Origin of the sequence: Kitasatospora sp. NPDC036755 (genome assembly GCF_040636595.1) — a bacterium.
Taxonomy (GTDB): Bacteria; Actinomycetota; Actinomycetes; order Streptomycetales; family Streptomycetaceae; genus Kitasatospora.
Map to the genome: position 1 here is coordinate 1 of NZ_JBEZUT010000138.1, position 21,925 is coordinate 21,925.

A 21,925-nucleotide genomic window follows, 5' to 3' on the forward strand; every position below is an offset into this window, starting at 1 on the left:
CCCACGGCGAGGACGACGGTGGTGCCCTTGAGGTCCGCGACCGTCCGCACCGGACCGGAGTCCGCCACCAGCAGGGCGCCGTGGTCCGGGCGGGCCGCGGGCCGGGCGGCGGGATCGGCGGCAGGAAGGTCACGTCGGCGACCAGCCCGCGGGCCGCGACCACCCGGGCGAGCGAGGTGAGCAGGCCGTCGTCCCCGATGAAGGCGGGCACGCTGGTCGGCCGCCCGTCGGCCAGCCGGTAGCGGATCGTCACCGGCTGGACGTCGGCCCCCGCCTCCACCGCCGCCTGGAACAGGGCGGGCCGGAACCGGCCGCTCTCCCGCCCGCACCAGGTCGACCCCTCCGGGAAGACGATCACCGGCTGCCCGGAGCGCAGCACCTCGGCCACCGCCGCGACGGTGTCCGGCAGCGTCCGTAGCCGGTCGCGGTCCAGGAAGACGGTGCCGCAGCAGGCGATCAGCGGGCCGAGCACCGGCCACCGCCGGACCTCGGTCTTGGCCAGCGACCGGCCCGGCTGCCCGGCGGCCAGCAGCGGTATGTCGAGCCAGGACACGTGGTTGGCCACCACGAGCACCCCGCCGCCCGAGCCCGCCCCCGGGCCCGGCCCGCCGGGCCCGGCGAGGTGGACGGTCACCCCGAGGGAGCGCAGCACCACCCGCGCCCAGAGCCGGACCAGCAGGATCCGGGCGCGGTACGGGGCGAGCCGGGCCGGCAGGCCGAGCACGACCCCCGCCAGCACCGCCGCCAGACAGGCCGCCAGCCGCAGCGCCCGCCGGGGGTGGGAGACCGCCGGGGAGATGTCGGCCAGGCAGGTCTCGGGCCGGCAGGTCGCCGTGGGCAGCCAGACACTCATGACGAGGTGCCCGAGGCGGGGACGCCGGACAGGAAGTGCCGCAGGTAGCGGGGGTCGGTGCGCTCCAGCGAGAGCAGCACGTACAGGTCGGCGCAGTCGAAGTCCGGGTCGTACGCGGGCTCGCCGCAGACCCAGGCGCCGAGGCGGAGGTAGCCGCGGAGCAGGGCCGGCAGCGCGCCCCGCTCGGCGCGCGCCACCCCGGTGGCGTCCCAGCGCCGGTGCGGGGTGACCCGGTACTCCTCGGGCGCGAGGTGCTTGGCGCTGACGGTGTCCCAGACCCGGGCCGCGGTGGCGCCGCCGTCCCCCAGCTCGATCGAGCAGCAGCCGCCGACCCAGGTGTTGCCGGTGTCGGCCAGGTAGCGCGCGATGCCGCCCCACATCAGGTTGATGACGGCGCCGTTGCCCCGGTGGTCCGGGTGGATGCAGGAGCGCCCGAGCTCGACCAGGCCGGGGCGGACCGGCGCGAGCGCGGAGAGGTCGAACTCGCCGTCGGAGTACAGCCGGCCGGCCCGTCGGGCGGCCTCGGGGCGCAGCAGCCGGTAGGTGCCGATGACGGTGCCCTGCTCGCCCTCGCGGACCAGCAGGTGGTCGCAGAACTCGTCGAACGGGTCGACGTCCAGACCCTCGACCGGGCTGTGCAGCACGGCGCCCAGTTCGGCGCCGAAGACCTGGTGGCGCAGCCGTTGGGCGGCGCGCACGTCGTCCTCGTCGCGGGCGAGGGAGACGGTGTACGCGGCCGGGGCGGCGGGCCGGGGGCGGGGCGCGGGGACCGCCGGGGCGTCGTGGGCGGTGGCGACTGCGGACGGAGCGTACGTGGGGACGGTGGTCATGGCGGACCCTCCAGGGCAGCACGATCGGCGGTGCCGTGGATCACCAGGGCACCGTCCCGGTCCGCAGGCGGTTGGGCATGGACGCGAACCGGTCCCCGTATGTCTCTCCGAATCGGTTGGCATTTATGTTGCGGCCCGGGGGAGCGCAGATGTGCACCTGTTGAATGGGAACACCCGTGGCCCGTCGGTCACTTGCCCGGCACCGGGCGCTCGACCGGCGGGGGTGGACAAGGTACGGCGCGGGGGCGTACGGCCGCACCGTACGCCCCCGCGCCGCCCCCGCGCCGCACCCGCCGTCGTCACGTCGCCGTCCGTCCCCGGCCCGACCTCGACGGGCGGCTCAGAACGCCCGCCAGCCCTCCGGGTCGACCCCGCCCGGGACGGCGCCGGCCGGGCCGTACGGCTCGCGGGTGTAGACGAAGGAACCGACGTCCAGGTGGCTGACCGTGCCGTCGGGGTGGCGGACCACCCGCAGGGTCTCGCCCGCGTAGTAGTTCTCCACGCCGGTCCAGGTGCCGTCCGGCTCGGGCCGGAACCGGGAGCCGCGGCCGGCGCCGGTGAGCGGGCTGAGTTCCAGCACCCGTCCGGGCCGCAGTCGCAGGGCGGTCGGCGCGGCGCCCCAGTACCAGGGGCCGGTGAGTTCCAGCAGCTCCGCGTCCACGTCGGCCGCCGGGCGCCACGGTTCGGGCAGCCGGGGCTCCAGTTCGGCGGTGAGCGTGAGCAGCTGGGCGGCCAGCCCGGCGGTACTGGGGCCGCTGGTGGCGTTGGAGAGGGCGTACGCGGCCAGGTCGTCGGCCTCGCTGATCCACAGTCCGGCCGTGAAGCCGGGCATCGAGCCGGTGTGTCCGTACAGCAACCGGCCCTCGTGGCGGCGCAGTTGCAGGCCGAGTCCGTAGCCGCTGGTCCACTCGGCGTCGTCCGGGCCGACGGCCGGCCGGCGCATCTCGGCGAGGGTGCCGGCGGACAGCACCTTGTCGTCGCCGGCCGTCAGGAAGGCCGCCCAGCGGGCCAGGTCGGCGATGGTGGACCAGAGTTGGCCGGCCGGGCCCATCAGTCCGGTGTCGGTGAGCGGCTCGGGCAGCATGACGTCGGCCCAGGGGTGGACGGCGAAGCCCCCGGCGTGCGGGTGCTCGGGCAGTGCCGTGGTGCGGTCCATGCCGAGCGGGGCGAGCACCTCGCGGCGCAGCGCCTCGTCCCAGGGCTCGCCGCGCAGCTTCGCCACCAGGGCGCCGAGCAGCGCGTAGCCGGGGTTGGAGTAGTGGTGGACCCGCCCGGCCGGGTGCTTCAGCGGCCGCTCGGTCTCCAGGAGGTCGTCGAGGCCGGGCCGCAGGGTGCCCTCGGTCCGCTCCCACCACGGGCCGGGGGTCTCGGCGGGCAGGCCGGAGGAGTGCGAGAGCAGTTGGGCGATGGTGGCGTCGTCGGCGGGGGTGCCGGGCAGGTGCCGGGAGAGCGGGTCGGCGAGGTCGAGCAGGCCCTCGTCGCGCAGCCGGAGCACCAGGACGGCGACGAAGGTCTTGGTGAGGGAGCCGATCCGGTACTGGACGTCGGGGGTCGGCGCGTGCCCGTCGACCATGCTGCGGGCGCCGCTCCAGACCGGCTGCCCGTCCCGCAGCACCCCGGCGACGAGCGAGGGAGTGCGGCCCTCGGCCTGGGTGACGGCGAGCCGGTGCAGCAGGGCGCGGCGGGTGGCGGGCAGCAGCTCGGCGGGAAGGTCGGTCATGTGGACTTCCGGACTCATCGACATGTGTACGGACAGTAGTCCAGCCCGGCGCCGGGGCGGGCCGAATAACCGGGGCGGGCCTGATGGCCGGTGTGGCCCAGTCGAGCCTGGCCCAGTCGAGCCCGGCCCGGATGGCGACCGGCCCGGATGGCGACCGGCCCGGGCCCGGCCCCGCCGGAACGCTCAGTCCGTCGGCGGCGGCAGCTCCGGCCGCTCCAGCCAGGCCTCGAAGAGCGGGCCGAGCGGGGCGGTGGTGTACCGGGCGGCGTGCGCGCGCAGGTCGGCGGTGGAGACCACGCCGTGCCGGTTGGCGCTCGTCCAGTCCCGCAGCATCGCGAAGAACGCGTCCTCGCCGAGCGCCCGCCGCAGCGCGTGCACCAGCAGTCCGCCGCGCTGGTACAGCCGGTCGTCGAACATCAGCTTCCGGCCCGGGTCGCCGAGGCACAGGTCCTGCGGCAGCCCGGCGAGCAGCCGGTGCGCGGCGGCGGCGTGCACGGCCGCACCAGGGCCGCCGGCGTGCTCGGACCAGAGCCACTCGGCGTACTTGGCGAAGCCCTCGTTGAGCCAGATGTGCCGCCAGTCGGCGATCGTGACGCTGTTGCCGAACCACTGGTGGGCCAGCTCGTGCGCGATCAGCCGCTCGCGTTCCCAGCCGCCGCCGAGGTGGTTGGTGCCGAAGGTGGCGACGCCCTGCGCCTCCACCGGGACGTCCAGTTCCTCGTCCGCGACGACCACCGCGTACTCGCCGAACGGGTACGGGCCGAAGACCTCGCCGAAGTACGCCGCCATCTCGGGCTGCCGGGCGAAGTCCCGGGCGAACGCCGCGGCCAGCCGCTCCGGCACGTAGCCGGTCTGCGGCACCGCCGGGCGCACCGCCAGCGGCACCGGCCGGTAGTGCCCGATCGACACCGTCACCAGGTAGGTCGGGGTCGGCGCGCTCTGCTCGTACACCCAGGTGGTGCTGGACGCCTTGGTGGTGCGGGTCAGCAGCCGGCCGCTCGCCACCACCGTGAACGGGGACGCCGTGGTGACCGCGATCTGGTAGGTCGCCTTGTCGGCGGGGCGGTCGTTGCACGGGAACCAGGACGGAGCGCCGACCGGCTGGCTCGCCACCAGCGCGCCCTCGGTCAGCTCCTCCCAGCCCAGGCCGCCCCACGGGCTGCGCACCGGGCGCGGATTGCCGGCGTAGTGCACCTCGACGGTGAACGCCGCGCCGGGCGCCAGGGCCTTGGCCGGGCGGATCCGCAGCTTGCCGGCGCGGTGGGTGTAGCGGGCGGCCCGGCCGTCGACCAGCACCCGCCCGATCCGGAACTCGGCCAGGTCGAGCGCGAACTCCGCCAGCGCGGCGTCCGCGACCGCGCTCAGCCGGGCCGATCCGGCCAGCCGGTTGGGCCCGGGCCGGTAGTCCAGCGCCAGCTCGTAGCGGTGCACCCGGTAGCGGTGGTCGCCGCTGGTCGGGAAGTACGGGTCCGGGGCGCCGGCGGCCGCGGGGACGGGCTTGGACTTCACGGGGACGTGCGCTTCCTGCGGGCCGGGACGGGGGGACGGGGAGGTGGTCACGGCGTGGCCTGCCACGCCTCGATCGGATTGCCCAGCCACCGCGTGTCGGCGGGGACGGACTCGGCGCGCATCACCAGCGAGGCCGGGCCCAGCGTGCTGCGCGCGCCCACCGTGCTGCCGGGCAGCACGATGCCGCCCGGGCCCAGGGTGGCGCCCTCGCGGAGGACCACAGTATCCATCCGCATGATCCGGTCGTGGAAGAGGTGGGTCTGCACCACGCAGCCCCGGTTGACGGTGACCCCGTCGCCGAGGGTGACCAGGTCGGCCTCCGGCAGCCAGTAGCTCTCGCACCAGACCCCGTGCCCGACGTGCGCCCCGAGCGAGCGGAGCCACAGGTTGAGCACCGGGGTCCCCGGCACCGCGCCGACCAGCCACGGAACCGCCAGCATCTCCACGAAGGTGTCCGCCAGCTCGTTGCGCCACACGAAGCCGCTCCACAGCGGGTGCTCCACCGCCCGGAACCGCCCGACCAGCAGCCACTTGGCCGCCACCGCGACCGCGCAGGCCAGCACGCCGGCCGCCAGCAGGACCAGGCCCGACAGCAGCGCGGCGGTCAGCGGCGAACCGGCCGCCAGCCCGCACAGCGCCGCCACGGTCAGCAGGCCCAGCGCCCCGGAGGCCAGCACCGGCACCAGCCGGCCGACCTCGACCAGCCCGCGCGCCCACAGCAGCCGGGCCGGCGGCTCGTAGGTCAGGCTCTGGTCGGCCTGGTCCGCCGACCGCGGCAGCCGCATCGGCGGCATGCCCAGGTACGAGCCGCCCTTCTTCGCCTTCGCCGGCGTCGCCGACAGCACGCCCACCAGGCCGCGCTTGGGCACCGACCGGCCCGGCGCGGTCATCCCCGAGTTCCCCAGGAACGCCCGCTCGCCGACCTTCGCCTCGCCGAGCCGCACCCAGCCGCCGCCCAGCTCGTACGGGGCGATCAGGGTGTCGTCGGCCAGGAACGCGCCGTCGCCGACCGTGGTCAGGCTGGGCAGCGCCAGCACCGTGGACACCTCCGCGCCCCGCCCGACCCGCATCCCGAGGGCCCGCAGCCACAGCGGGGTGACCAGCCCGGCGTAGAGCGGGAACAGCACCTCGCGGGCGCGGTCCATCAGCTGGGTGACGGTCCACGCCTGCCAGCCCACCCGGCCGTGCAGCGGGTGCGTGCCGGGCACCAGGCCGATGCTCAGCAGCCGGACCAGCACCACCAGCTGCGCCGCGTACACCGCGCCGAACGCCAGGGTGGCGGGCAGCAGCCCGAGGAGCGCTCCGCCGAGCGCCGGACCGAGGTCCGCGCCCTGGTCGACGAAGCGGGACAGCGCGGCGAGCGCGGCGAGCGCGGGCAGCACCGGGAGCAGGCCGAGCACGGCGCCGCTGGCGCCGTACAGCGAGGCCCAGCGGGCCCGGCGGGTCGGGCGATCCTTGGGCCAGGTGCGTTCGACGCGGCCCAGCTTGACGGCGGGCGCGCCGCCCCAGCGCTGGCCGGTCGGCACCTGCCCGGTGACGCTCGAACCGGCCGCCACCTGGGCGCGCTTGCCGACCCGGGCGCCGGGCAGCAGTGTCGAGCGGGTGCCGACCACGGCACCGGAACCGATCTTGACCTGGCCGATCAGCAGCCGGTCGCCGTCCAGCCAGTAGCCGCACAGGTCCACCTCGGCCTCGACCGCGCAGCCGCGGCCCAGCTTCAGCATCCCGGTGACCGGCGGCAGCGAGTGCAGGTCCACGTCGGGCGCGACCTTCGCGCCCAGCGCCCGGGCGTAGCGCACCAGCCAGGCGCCGGACAGCGAGTCCGCGCCGCTCAGCTCGGCGAGCCGCTCGGCGGTCCACAGCCGCAGGTGGACGGAGCCGCCGCGCGGGTGGCTGCCCGGGCGCAGGCCCCGCAGCAGCAGCCGGGCGCCGCCCGCCGCGACGGCCAGCCGGCCCGGCGGGGAGTACAGCGCGAGCGCGCCCGCGCCGACCCACCACCACGAGGCGGTGGGCGCCCACGGGTAGTCGCCGACGTGGGTGAGCAGGTTCCCGGCGGCCAGCAGGGCGACCGTCCAGCGCAGGCCGACCACGGTGAACAGCGGGATCAGCAGCAGCAGCTGGAGCAGCTTGGCCCTGGTCGGCACCAGGGCGATGGTCCGGGCCTCGGCGCTCTCGCCGGCGCTGCGCTCCAGATGCCGGGCGAGCTTGCGCAGCGTCGGGTGCTGGTAGATGTCCAGCACGGCCGCGCTCGGGTAGCGGGTGCGCAGCAGGGTGGTCAGCCGGGCGGCTGCCAGGCTGCCGCCGCCGATCGCGAAGAAGTCCTCGCGCGGGCCGCCGACCCGGACCCCGAGGATCTCCGACCACTGCTCGGCCAGCCACGCCTCGGTGCCGTACAGCTCCTCGCTCGGGCCGGCGGTCTCCAGCTCGGGCAGCGGCCAGGGCAGGGCGTTGCGGTCGACCTTGCCGGAGGTCCTGGTGGGCAGGGTCTCGACGGTCGCCAGCAGTGGCACGAGGGCGGCGGGCAGCTCGGCGCGCAGCCGCTCGACGGCCTGCTCGCGGTCGAAGCCGTCCTGGACCACCAGGTAGCCGACCAGCAGCTGGTTGCCGCCGCGCGCGGTGCGGACGGCCGCCGCCGCGCCCGCCACGCCGGGCAGGGCTTGCAGGGCCGCGTCCACCTCGCCGAGCTCGATCCGGCGGCCGCCCAGCTTGATCTGCTCGTCGGTGCGGCCCAGGAACAGCAGGCCGGCCGGGTCCGCCTGGACCAGGTCACCGCTGCGGTAGGCGCGCTCCCAGCCCAGCGAGGGCAGCGGCGCGTACTTCTCGGCGTCCTTCTCCGGGTCGAGGTAGCGGGCCAGGCCCACCCCGCCGATCACCAGCTGTCCGGTGCCGCCGGCGGCCACCGGCAGGCCGGCCTCGTCCACCACGGCGAGGTCCCAGCCGTCCAGCGGCAGGCCGATCCGCACCGGGCCCTCGCCGGTCAGCAGGGCGGCGCAGGCGACCACGGTGGCCTCGGTCGGGCCGTAGGTGTTCCACACCTCGCGGCCCTCGGTGACCAGGCGCTGCACCAGTTCGGGCGGGCAGGCCTCGCCGCCGAAGATCAGCAGCCGTACCTCGTTGAGGGCCTCGGCCGGCCACAGCGCGGCCAGGGTCGGCACGGTGGAGACCACGGTGATCTCCTGCTCGGCCAGCCATGGGCCGAGGTCGGCACCGCTGCGCACCTGGGAACGGGGCACCGGCACCAGGCAGGCGCCGTGCCGCCAGGCCAGCCACATCTCCTCGCAGGAGGCGTCGAAGGCCACCGAGAGGCCGGCCATCACCCGGTCGCCGGGGCCGATCGGCTCCTCCTGGAGGAAGAGCGCGGCCTCGGCGTCCACGAAGGCGGCGGCGTTGTGGTGGGTGACGGCCACGCCCTTGGGCTTGCCGGTCGAACCGGAGGTGAAGATGATCCAGGCGTCGTCGGCCGGGGTGGGGCGGCGCTCCAGGGCGGGAGCGCGCTCGCCGGTGGTCGTCAGGCCGCGCCCGGCGCCGAGCACGGCGGCGACGGCGGCCTCGCCGAAGACCAGCTCGGCGCGTTCGTCCGGGTCCTCGGCGTCCACCGGGACGTAGGCGGCCCCGGCGGCGAGCACCGCGAGGATCGAGACGTAGAGGTCGTTGGTGCCGGAGGGCACGCGCACACCGACCCGGTCGCCCGGGCCGATCCCGGCAGAGGCCAGCCGACGGCGCAGCTGCTCGACCTCGGTGGCCAGCGCGCGGTAGCTGAGCACGGTGTGCCCGTCGTCCAGGGCGGGCTCGTCGGGGTGGGAGCGCACGGTGGCGTCCAGTACGTCGACCAGGGTGCGGGGGACGGCGGCCGGGCGGCCGGGGAACAGGGCGAGGGCCTGGCCCGGCTGCGCCGGAGGGGCCTGGGCCGGCTCCTGCCGTGCGGTGCCGGCCGGCGTCCCCGCGGGTTGCGCGGGGTCCTGGGGCACGGGCACGGGCACAGGCGGGGGCGCGGTCTCGGTCGTGGGCTCCGCGGGCTCCTGGGGCGCGGGCCCGGGCTGTGCGGCCCCGGCCGGTGGCGTCGGCTCCTGCGGTGGCGTGGCGTGCTGCTCCGGGTGGCTCGGTTCAGCTGTCATGGCAGCCGTGCGCTCCTCGTCCTCGCCCCGTTCCGACCGATGCCCGGCCCCTGGGGCGGTGGGAGCACCAACCTGACCGGGTGACCCCACTCCGGGGCCGGAGCGGACAACCCGACCGATGGTAGCCCCGGGGCGGCGACCGGGCAGGACCGGAAACTCGCCCCAACTGGCGCCGGAACGGCCAAATCTGACGGATCATCAGCCGATAACTGGGGCTCCTTGGAATCGATGTGACGAATTGTCAGTCGAATTGACGGGCCGTCAGGTGGAATTTTCGACCGTGATCCACACCACAGTGAATCCTGCTCCCTTCGAGTGGTGGAGGGGGTGGAACGCGGCGGGCCGGACCTCCCGGCCGGAGGTGATCGGCTCGGGAGGTCCGGCCCGCCGCCGTTCCGGCGGTCAGCGGAACAGGTGCAGGTTCTCGCCGAGGAAGGCCTCCAGAGCGCGGGGAGCGCGTCCGACGAGACGGAGGAAGGTGTCGTCCGGCGTCTCCTTGCGGACCGCCGCGAGCTGCTGGATCTCCACCACGTGGGTGGCCAGCCAGTGCGGCATCCCGGCCCGCTCGACCAGGTGGGCGTGCAGCTCGGACGGGCCCAGGTCGAGATAGCGGACCGGCCGCCCGAGCAGCTCGCCCAGCAGTGCGGTGAGCTCCGGGTAACTGTAGGCCCGTCCGCCGGTCAGCGGGTAGGTGCCGCCGGCGAGGTCGGGCCGGGTGAGCACCTCGGCCGCGGCGTCCCCGATGTCCCGGACGTCCACGTAGTTGCACCGCGCTTGCCCCAGCGCGCCGTGCACCACCCCGGCGGCGGCGACGCCGGGCGCCAGGAGCAGCAGCTTCTGCATGAACGCGTACGGCCGCAGCACCGTGGTGGTGACGCCGGAGGAGCGCAGCCGCTGCTCGATCAGGTGGTGGCCGCGCGAGACCTCGACGGGGGAGTCCGGCTCGGCGGCGGGCGCGGAGACCTTGACGACGTGCTCCACGCCGCAGTCGAGCGCCGCCTCGATCGCGTTCAGCTCGAAGCGGACCTGCCGCGGGCCGTTGGCCATGGTGAGGAAGAGCTGGTGCGCGCCGCGGAAGGCCTCGCGCAGGGAGGCCGGATCGGCGGCGTCGGCCGGGAGGGTGGCGGTCCGGGCGAGGGTGTGCTCGTCGAGGGTGGCGGCCAGTCGGGCGGGGTCGCGGCTGAGGGCGCGGCTCGGTGCGCCGAGGGCGGCGAGGCTGCGCAGGGTGGCGCCGCCGGTGGCGCCACCAGCGCCCATGATGACGATCATGATGTCTGCCTTTCGGGGTGGGGTTGGGGTGCGGTGGGGAGTCGGTGCTGTGCGGTGCGGGCCGGGCGGCTGCCGCGCCAGTGCCAGGTGGTGATGGTGGCGGCGATCGCCGCGGAGACCGGCAGGTCGACCGGCAGCCGGGGCGGCCACGGGCTGTCGGCGAACGCCGGGACGTGGGGCAGCCAGCGGGCGGCGGCGAGGCCGACGGCCAGGCCGAGCGCGGCGGCGGCCAGTCCGAGGACCGCGGCGGCGAGCGCGCGCGGGGTCCGGGCGGGCCGGGCGCGGAGTGGACGCCGGCGCAGCGCGGCGCCGAGCGCGGCGGCCACCAGGGCGGAGGTGCCGCCGATGGTGGTGAGTGCGGCGGTCACCAGCTGCGGCTGGCCGGTGACGGCTCCGCCGGCCCCGGCCATGGCGGCGGGCATGACGTAGGCGACCAGGACTTCGCGCCACAGGACGAAGGGCGGGGGAGCGCCCGGGGCCTTCTTGCTCATGGGGGTGGACTTCCTTCCATAGGTAATAAGGTGCCTAAGTATTTGTGCTTAGGTGCCTAACTATTAGGGCCGGGAAGAGGCGGGCCGTTCTACGGCGGCCCGCCGGGGTGTGGATCAGTCCTCGGTCAGCGCGTCCATGCCGGCGACCACACGGGCCAGCAGGTCCAGGAAGGTGGTGCGCTCCTCGGGCGAGAGTCCTTCGACCAGTGCCTGCATCCGGGCGAAGTGCTCGGGTGCCAGCTCGCGCATCCTGTCGGCGCCGCGTGCGGTGAGCACCACCACGTTGCCCCGTCCGTCCTCCGCGGACGGGCGGCGGGCCACCAGGCCCTGCCGCTCCAGGCCGTCGACCAGCCCGGTCACGGTCGCCCGGGTGACGCCGAGGCTCGCCGCGAGCTGGGAGGGCGACTTCTCGCCGCCGTGGTCCTCCAGGTCCGCCAGTAGCCGGTAGCGGCCGGTGGAGAGGCCGAAGCGGCCGAAGTGCACCTCGCCGGCCTGGCCGAGCCGGGCGCCCGCCGCCATCAGCCGGCTCGCGACCAGGATCGCCTGCGGATCGGCCGAGAGGCCGTAGCGGACGATCTGACGGCGGGCCTGTTCGAGACTGGGAGCGGTGGGGCCGCTCTCGGGGTGCGGGGTCACGAGAAGTAATATGGCGCCTAACCTGATTCCCGGTCAAGTGGGACCGTGAGCCCTTGCCTAGGCGGCGCGAGGGGCGATCCGGGGCGGCGTCCAGTCGGCGTGCCGCAGGACGGTCCGGACCATCGCGCCGGGCGGGGTGAGCCGGATCGCGGCGTTGCGCAGGCCCACCGCCAGCGGGTGGGCGAGCTGCTGACCCATCCGGCCGGCCCGGCGGGCATCGCGGGCGACCGCCTGGCTGCGCGGCCGGCGGACGGTGTCGTAGCGGGCGAGCGCGCCCTCGACCGTCCGCGCTTCGGTGAGTGCCGCGGCCAGGGTCACCGCGTCCTCCAGTGCCTGGCAGGCGCCCTGGCCCAGGTGGGGCGTCATGGCGTGCGCCGCGTCGCCGAGCAGCGCGATCCGACCGGAGACGAAGGAGGGCAGCGGAGTGGCCAGCTCGTTGACGTCGTGGTGCAGCACCGCCTCCGGCCGGGTCGCGGCCAGCAGTGCGGGGATCGGCTCGTGCCAGCGCGCGAAGCGCCGGCGGACTTCGGTCAGCGGATCGCGGTAGCGGACCCCGGCCGGAGCGTTCAGGACCGCGTGCCACTCGGCGGTGCCGTCCGGGAAGGCGATGTGGCCGAACTCGGCGCCGTGGCCCCAGGTCAGCTCGAAGTCGGCCGCCAGGCCCTCGACCGGGTGCTCGGTGATCGCCCGCAGCACCGTCGAGCCGCTGTAGGCCGGCCCGGGGTGGTCGGGGAAGAGGTGGCGCCGGAGGCGGCTGTTGATGCCGTCGGCGGCCACCAGGAGATCGGCCTCCAGTCGGCCGGCCCGCAGGAGGTCGGACGTCGGGGAGTCGGTCCTCGGGAGGTCGGTCCTCGGAGACCGGGCCTCGGGGGTGCTGCCGCCCAGACCGGCCCGGACCCGGAACGGCTGGGTGGTGTCCACCTCGGTCACCTCGGCGCCGACGACGAGGCACTCGGCGGGAAGCGCCTCGCGCAGGATGCGGTGCAGGGCCGCGCGGGGGATCCCGACGATCGGAGCGCCCAGCTCGCGTTCCAGCGCCACGCCGTCCATCGCGGCGAGCCGACGGCCGTCCGGTGTGCGGGTGCCGCCGGTGTACTGGCGGCGGGCGGCCGCCTCGACCGCCTCGCCGACCCCCAGGGCGGCGAGTGCGCGCATCCCGTTGGCGGCCAGCGAGATCCCGGCGCCCGCGTCGTCCAGGACGGCCGCCCGCTCGACCACGGTCACGTCCCACCCCGCCATCCGGAGGCCGATCGCGGCCGCCAGTCCGCCGATGCCGCCCCCGACCACTACCGCGCTGCTGCTCATGCCCGGTCCTTCCCGTGTCGCCGCACTGCCTTCTACAGGTGTAGAAGGAGCGTACTACGGGCCGGTCGGCGGGCGGACGGGGTGGGGGTGGGGCCTCTCGGGGCGCTCGGGGCGCTCGGGGCGCTCGGGGCGTTCGGGCGGGTGCTGCGCGGCGGGCGGTCCCGGGGCGAGGTGGTGCGCGGCGGGCGCCGGGGCCCCGGTAGAAAGGAGGGATGCGGCGAAACGAGGATCAGAAGCGGGACGATGCGGGGCGGCCGGACCGGCGGACGGCGCTGGCGGACGCCGCGATCGGGGTGCTGGCGGACCTCGGCGTGCGCGGACTGACCCACCGGGCGGTCGACGCGGCGGCCGGGCTGCCGCTCGGAACCACCTCGGCCTACCTGCGCACCCGGCAGGCGCTGCTCACCGCGCTGGTGCGGCGGCTGGTGGAACTGGACCAGGGTGAGCTGCACGCCATGGGGGAGCAGGTCCCGGTCCGATCCGCTGAGGAACTGGCCGACGGTATTGACGAGTTGATGCGCCGAAGGCTCTCCGGCGACGGGCGGCGTCGCTCGCTCGCGCGGTACGCCTGCGCGGTGGAGAGCGTGCGCGATCCCGAGCTGCGCGAGATCCTCGTCCCGCGCGAGAACGCCGGGCGCTCCGCCGTCCGGGCGTTCCTCGCCGCCCGGGGTGTGGCCGACCCCGACGCTCGGACCACCACGCTGTTGGCCTGTGTCGACGGCCTGGTCTTCGAGCACCTGGTGGGTGGCGGCAAGCCCGGGGCCGACGCGATCCAGGGGCTGGTGGCGGCCGCCCTGCGGGGGGCGGTCGCGAGCTGAGCCGTATCGGGGGACCGCCCCGCGCGGATCGGGGCCCGGCCGGCCCGCAGTCCCTGAGCATCGTCGATCAGGTCATCGCCGAGGACGGTCGGTCGCGGTTGGTCGCAGCCGGACGAGGCCTCCGAGGTCGCGCTCGCCGAAGTCGTCGAGGTCGCCGGTGTCTGTCGCGGCCGCCCGGCAACGGGCCGCGTAATAGCGGTGCGCCCGGTGGCGCGGGGGTTCGGGGAATCCACCTCCCTGCCCGACTGCGGCAGCCCCGCCGGCCTCGCCCGACTGGGGTGGCGGGCGGCCGGTTGGCGACTTCCGGTGACGTGACATCAGGTCAATCAACCGTCAAGTTGGTTCATTCACAGAATGTTTCGCGGCGCGTTGTCCGCGGGCGAGAATATTTACGCCGCTCCCAGGTCTTCACACGGAGATCTCAGACTGACAGGCTGGGGCCGCCCTTTCAGTACGGAGGAGGTTCCTTGTCCCGCATATCCACGCTGGCCGGAGCGGTCACCTGCGCTCTCGCACTTGTCACCGGTACCGCCGTCGCCGCTTCGGCGGCGCCAGTCGACCAGGCCCCGGGCCTGGCCGAGGCGAAGGTCGACCCCGTTGCCTGGACGCCCTGCAACCCCGACCCGAGCAAGCCGGACCCCGGCATCTACGACTGCGCCGTCTACCCCGTGCCGCTGGACTACGACAACCCGTCGGGTGAGAAGGTCGGCATCGCCATGATGCGGCGGCGGGCGAGCGACCCGTCGAAGCGGATCGGCTCGCTGTTCCTCAACCCCGGTGGCCCGGGCGGCAGTGGCTACCTGTGGGCGACGACCAACCGCTTCGGTGCCGAGGTGCAGTCCAAGTTCGACCTGGTCGGCTTCGACCCGCGCGGGGTGGCCCGGAGCAACCCGCTCAAGTGCTTCAAGACCCAGGAGGCGGCCGACGCGGTCAACAACCGCATGGTCGGTGTGCCCGTCACCAAGGCCGAGATCAACGAGACGCTGGACGCGGACCAGGACTACACCGACGCCTGCAGCAAGAACGCCGGCCCGCTGATCGAGCACATGTCGACCATCAACGTGGTGCGCGACCTCGACCGGATGCGCCGCGCCGTCGGTGACGCCCAGCTCACCTTCGCCGGGTTCTCCTACGGCACCCTGATCGGTTCGACGTACGCCAACATGTACCCGAACAAGGTCCGTGCGATCATCGTCGACGGCAACGTCGACCCCAACCTGCGCCTGCACAACGGCCTGGAGTACGACCGCCAGCGGGCGAACGGCTTCGAGATCGCCCTGGACGAGTTCCTGAAGCGCTGCCAGACCGCCGGTGCCCCGCGCTGCGCCTTCGGCGAGGGCGACACCCGGGCCAAGTTCGACCAGCTCCGCGACCGCCTGCGGACCGGCCCGATCGCGCTGTCGGACGGCTCCAAGGTGACCCTGAGCAGCTTCACCGGCGAGGTGGCCAGCGCGCTGTACTCGCAGGCCAAGCTGGCCCCGCTGGCCAAGTCGCTCCAGGCGACCTACCAGGCGTCCCAGAAGCCGGCCGCGACCGCCCTGCTGGCCCCGCAGGCGAACGCCTCGGACGAGGACGCCAAGCTGCTCACGGTGGACGTGCCGCGGTCGGCGGCGCTGCGTGAGGCCCCGGCGGACTCCGAGTACGGTGCGGACGACTCCTACATGGCCGTCAACTGCCAGGACAAGCCGTACCCCTCCAACGACCGGGTGTTCGCGAACTCGGCCAAGGCGTGGGAGAAGGACATGCCGACCTTCGGCCGGTACCAGGCCTTCGACGCGCCCGCGTGCGCGAGCTGGCCGGCCCCGGCCCGGGACGCCGAGCGCTTCACCGGCCCGTGGAACAAGAAGACCTCCAACACCGTGATGGTGATCGGCAACCTCTACGACCCGGCCACCCAGTACAAGTTCGCCCAGCGGATGCAGCAGGAGCTGGGCAACGCCGTGCTGGTCAGCGTCGACTCGATCGAGCACTGCGCCGTGGGCCGCAGCCAGGCGCTGAACAAGCTGGTCACCCGCTACCTGGTGGACGGCACCGCGCCGGCCGCCGGCCAGCTGCTGAAGCCGGACGCGGAGATCTTCCCGGCGGTCTGACGGAACGGCCCCCGGTGAACCGGGGGAGGAGTTGACGGTCGTGGTGGTCGGCGGTGCTGCCAGCCACCACGACCGTGCTTTCCGGGCGATTTCCCGGAGGGCCGGCAGGGCCCGGGGAATGCTGGAGAAGATCGTCATCGAACCTCCGGTGGAGCGGATTTCTGCGAGTCGTCGGTGACCGTAGCGCATGCCACTGACAATGGGCCCGGGCGCGAAGGCGAAGGCCAGAACCATGACGGGGCATTCGAAATGACGTACTGTCACACTATTTTTAATCGATTTCCACGGCCGAATCCCCGTGTTAGCGTGCGGTCCGCCAGCTTCCCTCGAACTCGGGAAAGTGGGGACGGAGCATGCAGTGCGAATTCTCCCGACGGGGATTCCTGGGCGGTGCCGGTGCGGCGGCCGCCGGGATCACCGCCGGTTCCACGGGTGTCACGGCGGCGGAGGGCGTGCACCGGGAGGCGCCGAGGGGGCGGTCCGTCCTGCCGGGCGATCCCCGCTACCAGACCCTGGCCCAGGGCTTCAACCAGCGGTGGAGCAGCAGTCCCGCCCGCATCCGGCTGGTGGGCAACGAGGCCGACGCCGTCGCCGAGTTGAACCGCGCGCTGGACGGCGGGCTGCGGCCGACGGTGCGCGGCGGCGGGCACTGCTACGAGGGCTTCGTGGACAACGACCGGGGCGTCATCCTCGACCTCGGTTCGATGCGTGGCGTGGGCGCCTCGGCGGACAAGTTCGGTCGGCCCACCTACGGCGTCGAGGGCGGCGCGACGAACTGGGACGTCTGCGCCACGCTGTTCCGCGAGCACGCTGTCACCCTGCCCGTCGGGTCCTGCTACTCGGTCGGTGCGGGCGGGCACGTCTGCGGGGGAGGGTACGGCCTGCTCTCCCGGCGGCACGGGCTCACCGTGGACCACCTCGTCCAGGTCGACGTCGTCACCGTCCGGGGTGGCCGGGCGGCGGTGACGAAGGCGCACCGCGACGACGCGCAGGGCTCGCCCGAACAGGACCTCTTCTGGGCGCACACCGGAGGCGGGGGCGGGAACTTCGGGGTGGTGCTGCGGTACCACTTCGCGCCGGATGTGCCCCAGCCGCCGCCCCGGGTCTGGATCGGCAGTGTCGCCTGGCCGTGGGCCGAACTGCTGGACCGCCCCTCCGACTTCGAGACGCTGGTGGCCAACTTCGGTGCTTTCATGGCCGAGCACAGCGGCCCGGGGGAGTCGGTGTACCAGGGGCTGTTCGCCATCCTCAAGCTCACCCACCGCTCCAACGGGAACGTCGTCCTGTTCAGCCAGTGGGACGGCGAGGACCCGGCCCCGCTCGACGCCTTCGTGGCGGCCGTCGAACAAGGGATGACGACGCGCTCGGCGGTGCAGACCCGGGCGGCGGGCGGGCTGCTCCTGCCCTGTCCGGACAGACGGCGCCAGCTGCCGTGGTTCCAGGCGACCATGACGCTCAACCCCTCCGGCGACAACGAGCGCGGCAAGCACAAATCGGCCTACCACCGGAAGCCGTTCACGGCGGCGCAGATCGCCGCCTTCTGGGACTGGCTGGTGCGCGACGTGGAGGGGGCGGACCTTTCGAACACGGTGGTCCAGATCGACTCCTACGGCTGCTGGATCAACTCCCGCCGGCCCGAGGACACGGCGGTCCCCCAGCGCGACTCGATCATGAAGCTGCAGTACCAGTCGCACTGGACGGATCCGGCCGAGGACGAGATGCAACTGGAGTACCTGCGCGGGCTGTACCGCGAGGTCTACCGGGACACGGGCGGCGTGCCGGAGGTCGACACCGCGACGGACGGCGCCTACGTCAACTACCCGGACATCGACCTGGGCACCGCCGATCAGCCCGATCCGGCCTATCCGCGCCTGTACTACAAGGGAAACTACCCACGGCTGCAGCGCACCAAGGCCTACTGGGACGGGGAGGAGGTGTTCCACCACGCCCAATCGATCACCCCGGCCTGAGGGCCCGTCGCCCGGAACCCCGCCGGGCGCCGACGAACCCCTGGACCGGGCCCGGGCCTGAGCCTGGCCGCTGGTGCCCGCGGGCATGGGGAGCCCCACCCGCACATCCCCACGCCCGGGCCGGTTCCGCTAGGCGGCCTGCTCCGCGCCTTCCTCGGCGATCCGTCCGTCCCGGACCTCGATCACCCGGTCGGCGAGCCCCATCAGCGTCGGGTCATGGGTGGCGACCAGCACCGTGACGCCCTCGCTGAGCACCACCGCGCGCAGCAGTTCCATGATCGAGCGGCCGGTTTCCGAGTCCAGCTGGCCGGTCGGTTCGTCGGCGATGATCAGGCTGGGTTCGTTGGCCAGCGCGCGGGCGATGGCGACGCGCTGCTGCTGGCCGCCGGAGAGCTCGCCGGGGCGCTGGTTGGCGTGGTCGGCCAGGCCGACCAGGGCGAGGAGGGTGTGTGCGCGCTCCTCGCGCTCGGCGGCCGGGGCCTTGCGCAGCCGCAGGGGCACGCCGACGTTCTCGGCGGCGGTGAGCATCGGGATCAGCCCGAAGGACTGGAAGACGAAGCCGATCCGCTCCCGCCGCAGGGCGAGCCGGCCGTCCTCGTCCAGGCCGGCGAGGTCGATGCCGTCCAGGGCGATGCTGCCGCTGGTCGGCGTGTCCAGGCCCCCGACGAGGTTCAGCAGGGTGGTCTTGCCGGAGCCGGATCGGCCCTTGAGCGCCGTGAGTTCACCGCGGCCGATGGTGAACGAGACGCCACGCAGGGCGTGCACGGCCCGTTCGCCGGTGCCGAAGCTCCGGCGGAGGTCGGTCACGGCCACCATCGGCTGGGTGGTGGTGTCGACGGTGGCGGCCTGATGCTGCGTCATGCGGCGTCCCCCCTGTGGGCGTGGCGGCCCGGATCGATCCGGGTCCCGTCCGGTTCGACGGATATGGCTGCTCCGGCGGTTCACGTTCCCGGGCGGGAATCCGAGAAGGCGGTGTGGGGCCGAAGGAGCACACCGAAGCCGGAGTTATGAAGTGTTCATGGCATTTCAAGCGAGGGCATCCCCGGCCGGGATGCTATCAATGAAAGGAATTTGCTCACTGCTTACTTCATTCGCGCAAGTCCCTTCCGTTTCTGGATCGAATCTGACAGCATCGTCCGCTATCCGGCGACCCATTGCCGGTGATCAATGCGCCGGGCGTCCCCGCGATGTGTCCTTCTGTGGTCGATTTGTACTCGGATCGGATCGGATCGATGAGCGGGGCTCGGCGATGCGACCGGGGACGTAGAACCGGGGGAGGAACTCGATGCTCGGCTTCGTCGTGCGCCGACTGCGCGGACGAGTGCCGCTGGCTACCGCCGTACTGCTCGCGGTGCTGATCACCACGTCCGTGCTGACCGCTCTGGTGGCCTTCAACAGCAGTGTCGGCGAAGCCGGCCTGCGGCAGGCGCTCCAAGGGCCGGGTCACGCGCGGACCACGGTGGCGGTGACCAGTGAGCACGGGCTCGACCAGCGGACGAAGGACGAGGAAGCGCTCGCCTCCTACCGGCAGAAGCTCTTCGGTGACCTGCCCGTGCGCACCGACAGCGTGTCGCGCAGCCGCTCCTACAGCCTGCCGGGCACCGGTGCCGAAGCGAACGGCACTCCGGCCTCCGGTGGCCAGGCCTCCGGTGCCCAGGCCTCGGGCGCCCAGCTCGACCTGACGGTGCTCGCCGACCTCGACCGCGGCCGGGCCCAACTGCTGGCCGGTGCCTGGCCGGGCGCTGCCACCGGGCCGGTCCAGACCGCGGCCCCCGAGGTCGCCGTCCCGCAGAGCCTGCTGCGCCGGCTCGGTCTGACCGAGCAGGCCCTGCCCGCCGAGGTCCGGCTCGTCGACCGGAACGACAACAAGCCGCTGACCGTGCGGGTCACCGGCGTCTACCGGGCCACCGACCCGGCCGCCCCCTACTGGCGGATCGACCCGGTCGGCGGTCACGAGATCGAGGTCGGAGGCTTCACCACCTACGGCCCGATGATGGTCGACCAGAGCGCCTTCGCCTCGGCCGGCCTGGTGCAGGGCGGCCGAGGCTGGTCGCTGGACGCCGACTTCTCCGGCGCGGACCGGGCCACCGCCCAGGCCGTCGGCGACCGCGCCCAGCGGCTCGCCGAGGAGTTGCGGACCACCGCCTCGCTCGGCGCGAAGACCGAACTCCCGGACATCATGCGCGAATTGTCCGACAGCATGGTGGTCGCCCGGTCGACCCTGCTGATCGGCGCCCTCCAGCTGGCGGTGCTCGCCGCGGCGGCTCTGCTGCTGGTCGTCCACCTGATCTCCGCGCGGCAGGAGTCCGAGAACGAGATGCTCGCCGCGCGCGGCGCCTCGGCCGTCAGGCTCGGCTCCTTCACCGCCCTCGAGTCGCTGCTGCTGGCGCTGCCCGCAGCGGTGTTCGCCCCGCTGCTCACCCCCTTCCTGGTCCGCGCGCTGGCCGGCCTCGGCAGTACGCACCAGGTCGCTCTGGACACCGGCATCAGCTGGTCGCTCTGGCCGGTGGCCGTGGCGTGCGCGTTCGCCTGCGTCCTGCTGGCCACCGTGCCCAGTGTGGTGCGCGGCGTCGGCGCCGCCCTGCGCCGCCGGGCCGGCCGCCGCCAGGCCGTGGTCTCCGGCGTCGCCCGCAACGGCGGGGACCTCGCGGTGCTCGCCCTGGCCGCCCTCGCCTACCAGCAGCTCGACCAGTACGGGGGCGGGCTCTCGCCCGACTCCTCCGGCCGGCTCGACGTGGACCTGCTGCTGGTCGCCACTCCGACCCTCGCCCTGTGCGCCGGCACCCTGGTGGTGCTGCGGCTGCTGCCGCTCGTCGCCCGGCTCGGCGCCCACGGGGCGGCCCGCGGCCGAGGCCTCGGCCCGGCCATGGTCGGCTGGCAGCTGGCCCGCCGGCCCGGCCGCGCCACCGGCCCCGTGCTGCTGCTCGTCATGGCGGTGGCCACCGGCGTGCTGGCGCTCGGTCAGCACGCCACCTGGACGGCCTCCCAGCGCGACCAGGCCGCCTTCCAGACCGCCGGCGGCCTGCGCATCTCCGGCTCGCACAACACCCCGATGGGCCAGGCCGGCCGCTACGGCAGCCTGCCCGGCGGCGACCGGCTGGTCCCGGTGGTGCGCGACGAGCAGCCGCTGCAGGGCGGCCCCGGCCAACTGCTGGCCGTGGACGCCACCGCCTTCGCCGAGCGCGTCCCGGTCCGCTCCGACCTGCTCGACGGACACACCAGCGCGCAGGTCTTCGGCACGCTCGCCACGCCCGCCCCCGTCGGGATCCCGCTGCCCGGCCACCCGCTGCGCATCGACGCCGACATCACGGTGAGCCAGCAGGAGGTGGGCAGGCGCCTCAACAGCCCGGTGACCCCCGAGGTCCGGCTGCTGCTGAGGGACCGCTTCGGCCTGGTCCACAAGGTCCCGTTCGGCGAGCTCCCGCTGAACGGCCAAGCCCGCGCCTCGATCCGGCTCGGCGCGCTGGTCGACGCCCCGGTGGGCTCGGTCGCCGCGCCGCTGGCCGTGGTCGGCGCCACCGTCTCCTTCGGGGACCGCAGCGAGGGCGAGCTCACCCTGCGGAACCTGGCCGTCTCGGAGAGCGCCGACGGACCGGCCACCACCGTCCCGGTGCCGGCCGGCACCGGCTGGAACCTCAAGCCCCCGCCGCCCCGGGGCGGTCCCGGCGGCTCCCCGCTGGCCACCCTGGCTGCCGAAGCGGCCACCGCCGACAGCCTGTTCACGGTCGTCTACCACTCCGCCGGAGGCATCGGCGACTCGCTGCGCGCCGTGCTGACCCCGGCCGGCGCCGCCGCTTCGGCCGTCGTCAGCGGCGTCGCCACCCGCGACTACCTGAAGGCCGTCGGAGCCTCGGTGGGCGACACCCTCCAGGTGCCGCTCAGCGGGGTCGTCGTCCCCGTCAAGGTGACCGGAGCGGTCGAGGCCGTACCGGTGGCCGGCCGGCGGGCGCTGGTGATGGACCTCGGCTCGGTCGCCCGGTCGCTGTCCGCCCAGGACCGCAACCTGCCGCCCCGCACCGAGTGGTGGTTGCCCGCCGCGGGGCCGGGGGACCGGGCTCCGGCCGAGGCCGCCGCCGCCCTGCGCGGCGCTCCGGGCAGCCAGGACCTCGCGCTCGACGGCGAGGTCTCCGAGGGCCTCCTTGGCGACCCGGTCGGCGCCGCCCCGCAGAGCGCGCTGATGGCCATCGCGATCGTCACCGCCGTGCTCGCCGCGATCGGCTTCGGCGCCGCCGTGGCCGGCTCCGCCCACGAGCGCTCCCGGGACTCCGCGCTGCTGCTCGCCCTGGGCGCGCCGCGCCGGCAGGTCGCCCGCACCGTCG

General features: G+C 74.5%; 14 protein-coding genes. 4 read left to right on the forward strand and 10 right to left on the reverse strand.

Features of this window, described 5'->3' with window-relative positions; genetic code table 11:
* The 9 genes from AB0E96_RS21250 to AB0E96_RS21290 form a co-directional block, all read right to left on the reverse strand.
* Positions 1 to 853, reverse strand: an 853-nt coding sequence (locus AB0E96_RS21250) for a lysophospholipid acyltransferase family protein (protein ID WP_359825876.1), incomplete at its 3' end; no start/stop codon positions are given.
* Positions 850 to 1,683, reverse strand: a complete 834-nt coding sequence (locus AB0E96_RS21255) for a GNAT family N-acyltransferase (RefSeq protein WP_359825877.1) — start codon at positions 1,681 to 1,683, stop codon at positions 850 to 852. The genes AB0E96_RS21250 and AB0E96_RS21255, both read right to left, overlap by 4 nt.
* 340 nt (positions 1,684 to 2,023) lie before the next feature.
* Positions 2,024 to 3,403: a serine hydrolase domain-containing protein gene (locus tag AB0E96_RS21260; RefSeq protein WP_359825878.1), complete on the reverse strand. Its 1,380-nt coding sequence runs from the start codon at positions 3,401 to 3,403 to the stop codon at positions 2,024 to 2,026.
* 183 nt (positions 3,404 to 3,586) lie between these two features.
* Positions 3,587 to 4,912, reverse strand: coding sequence for a M1 family metallopeptidase (locus tag AB0E96_RS21265; protein ID WP_359825879.1), 1,326 nt, complete (start codon positions 4,910 to 4,912; stop codon positions 3,587 to 3,589).
* Between the two features lie 47 nt (positions 4,913 to 4,959).
* The gene (locus AB0E96_RS21270; protein WP_359825880.1) at positions 4,960 to 9,027 is read right to left on the reverse strand and encodes a Pls/PosA family non-ribosomal peptide synthetase; all 4,068 of its coding nucleotides are present in this window, start codon (positions 9,025 to 9,027) and stop codon (positions 4,960 to 4,962) included.
* Between the two features lie 402 nt (positions 9,028 to 9,429).
* On the reverse strand, positions 9,430 to 10,296 hold the full coding sequence (locus AB0E96_RS21275; protein ID WP_359825881.1) for an NmrA family NAD(P)-binding protein: 867 nt from the start codon (positions 10,294 to 10,296) through the stop codon (positions 9,430 to 9,432).
* A complete protein-coding gene (locus tag AB0E96_RS21280; RefSeq protein ID WP_359825883.1) occupies positions 10,293 to 10,787 on the reverse strand; it encodes a hypothetical protein in 495 nt (164 codons plus the stop codon). Before AB0E96_RS21280 ends, AB0E96_RS21275 begins: the two co-directional genes overlap by 4 nt.
* Before the next feature lie 114 nt (positions 10,788 to 10,901).
* A complete protein-coding gene (locus AB0E96_RS21285) occupies positions 10,902 to 11,423 on the reverse strand; it encodes a MarR family transcriptional regulator (RefSeq protein WP_359825884.1) in 522 nt (173 codons plus the stop codon).
* Between the two features lie 57 nt (positions 11,424 to 11,480).
* Positions 11,481 to 12,728 (reverse strand): FAD-dependent monooxygenase, encoded by a 1,248-nt coding sequence (locus tag AB0E96_RS21290; protein ID WP_359825887.1) that lies wholly within the window; start codon positions 12,726 to 12,728, stop codon positions 11,481 to 11,483.
* A gap of 212 nt (positions 12,729 to 12,940) precedes the next feature.
* Here AB0E96_RS21290 and AB0E96_RS21295 point away from each other — a divergent pair, with 212 nt between their 5' ends.
* The 3 genes from AB0E96_RS21295 (at position 12,941) to AB0E96_RS21305 (ending at position 17,606) form a co-directional block, all read left to right on the forward strand.
* A complete protein-coding gene (locus tag AB0E96_RS21295; RefSeq protein WP_359825889.1) occupies positions 12,941 to 13,546 on the forward strand; it encodes a TetR family transcriptional regulator C-terminal domain-containing protein in 606 nt (201 codons plus the stop codon).
* A gap of 467 nt (positions 13,547 to 14,013) precedes the next feature.
* Positions 14,014 to 15,636: an alpha/beta hydrolase gene (locus tag AB0E96_RS21300; RefSeq protein ID WP_359825890.1), complete on the forward strand. Its 1,623-nt coding sequence runs from the start codon at positions 14,014 to 14,016 to the stop codon at positions 15,634 to 15,636.
* Positions 15,637 to 15,989: 353 nt separating this feature from the next.
* Positions 15,990 to 17,606, forward strand: a complete 1,617-nt coding sequence (locus tag AB0E96_RS21305; protein ID WP_359825892.1) for a BBE domain-containing protein — start codon at positions 15,990 to 15,992, stop codon at positions 17,604 to 17,606.
* 129 nt (positions 17,607 to 17,735) lie between these two features.
* On the opposite strand, the gene AB0E96_RS21310 is transcribed toward AB0E96_RS21305, so the two are convergent.
* Positions 17,736 to 18,467, reverse strand: coding sequence for an ABC transporter ATP-binding protein (locus AB0E96_RS21310; protein WP_359825894.1), 732 nt, complete (start codon positions 18,465 to 18,467; stop codon positions 17,736 to 17,738).
* 424 nt (positions 18,468 to 18,891) lie between these two features.
* Between AB0E96_RS21310 and AB0E96_RS21315 the strand changes: the two genes are divergently transcribed.
* The coding region (locus AB0E96_RS21315; protein WP_359825897.1) for a hypothetical protein at positions 18,892 to 21,925 on the forward strand (3,034 nt) is incomplete at its 3' end.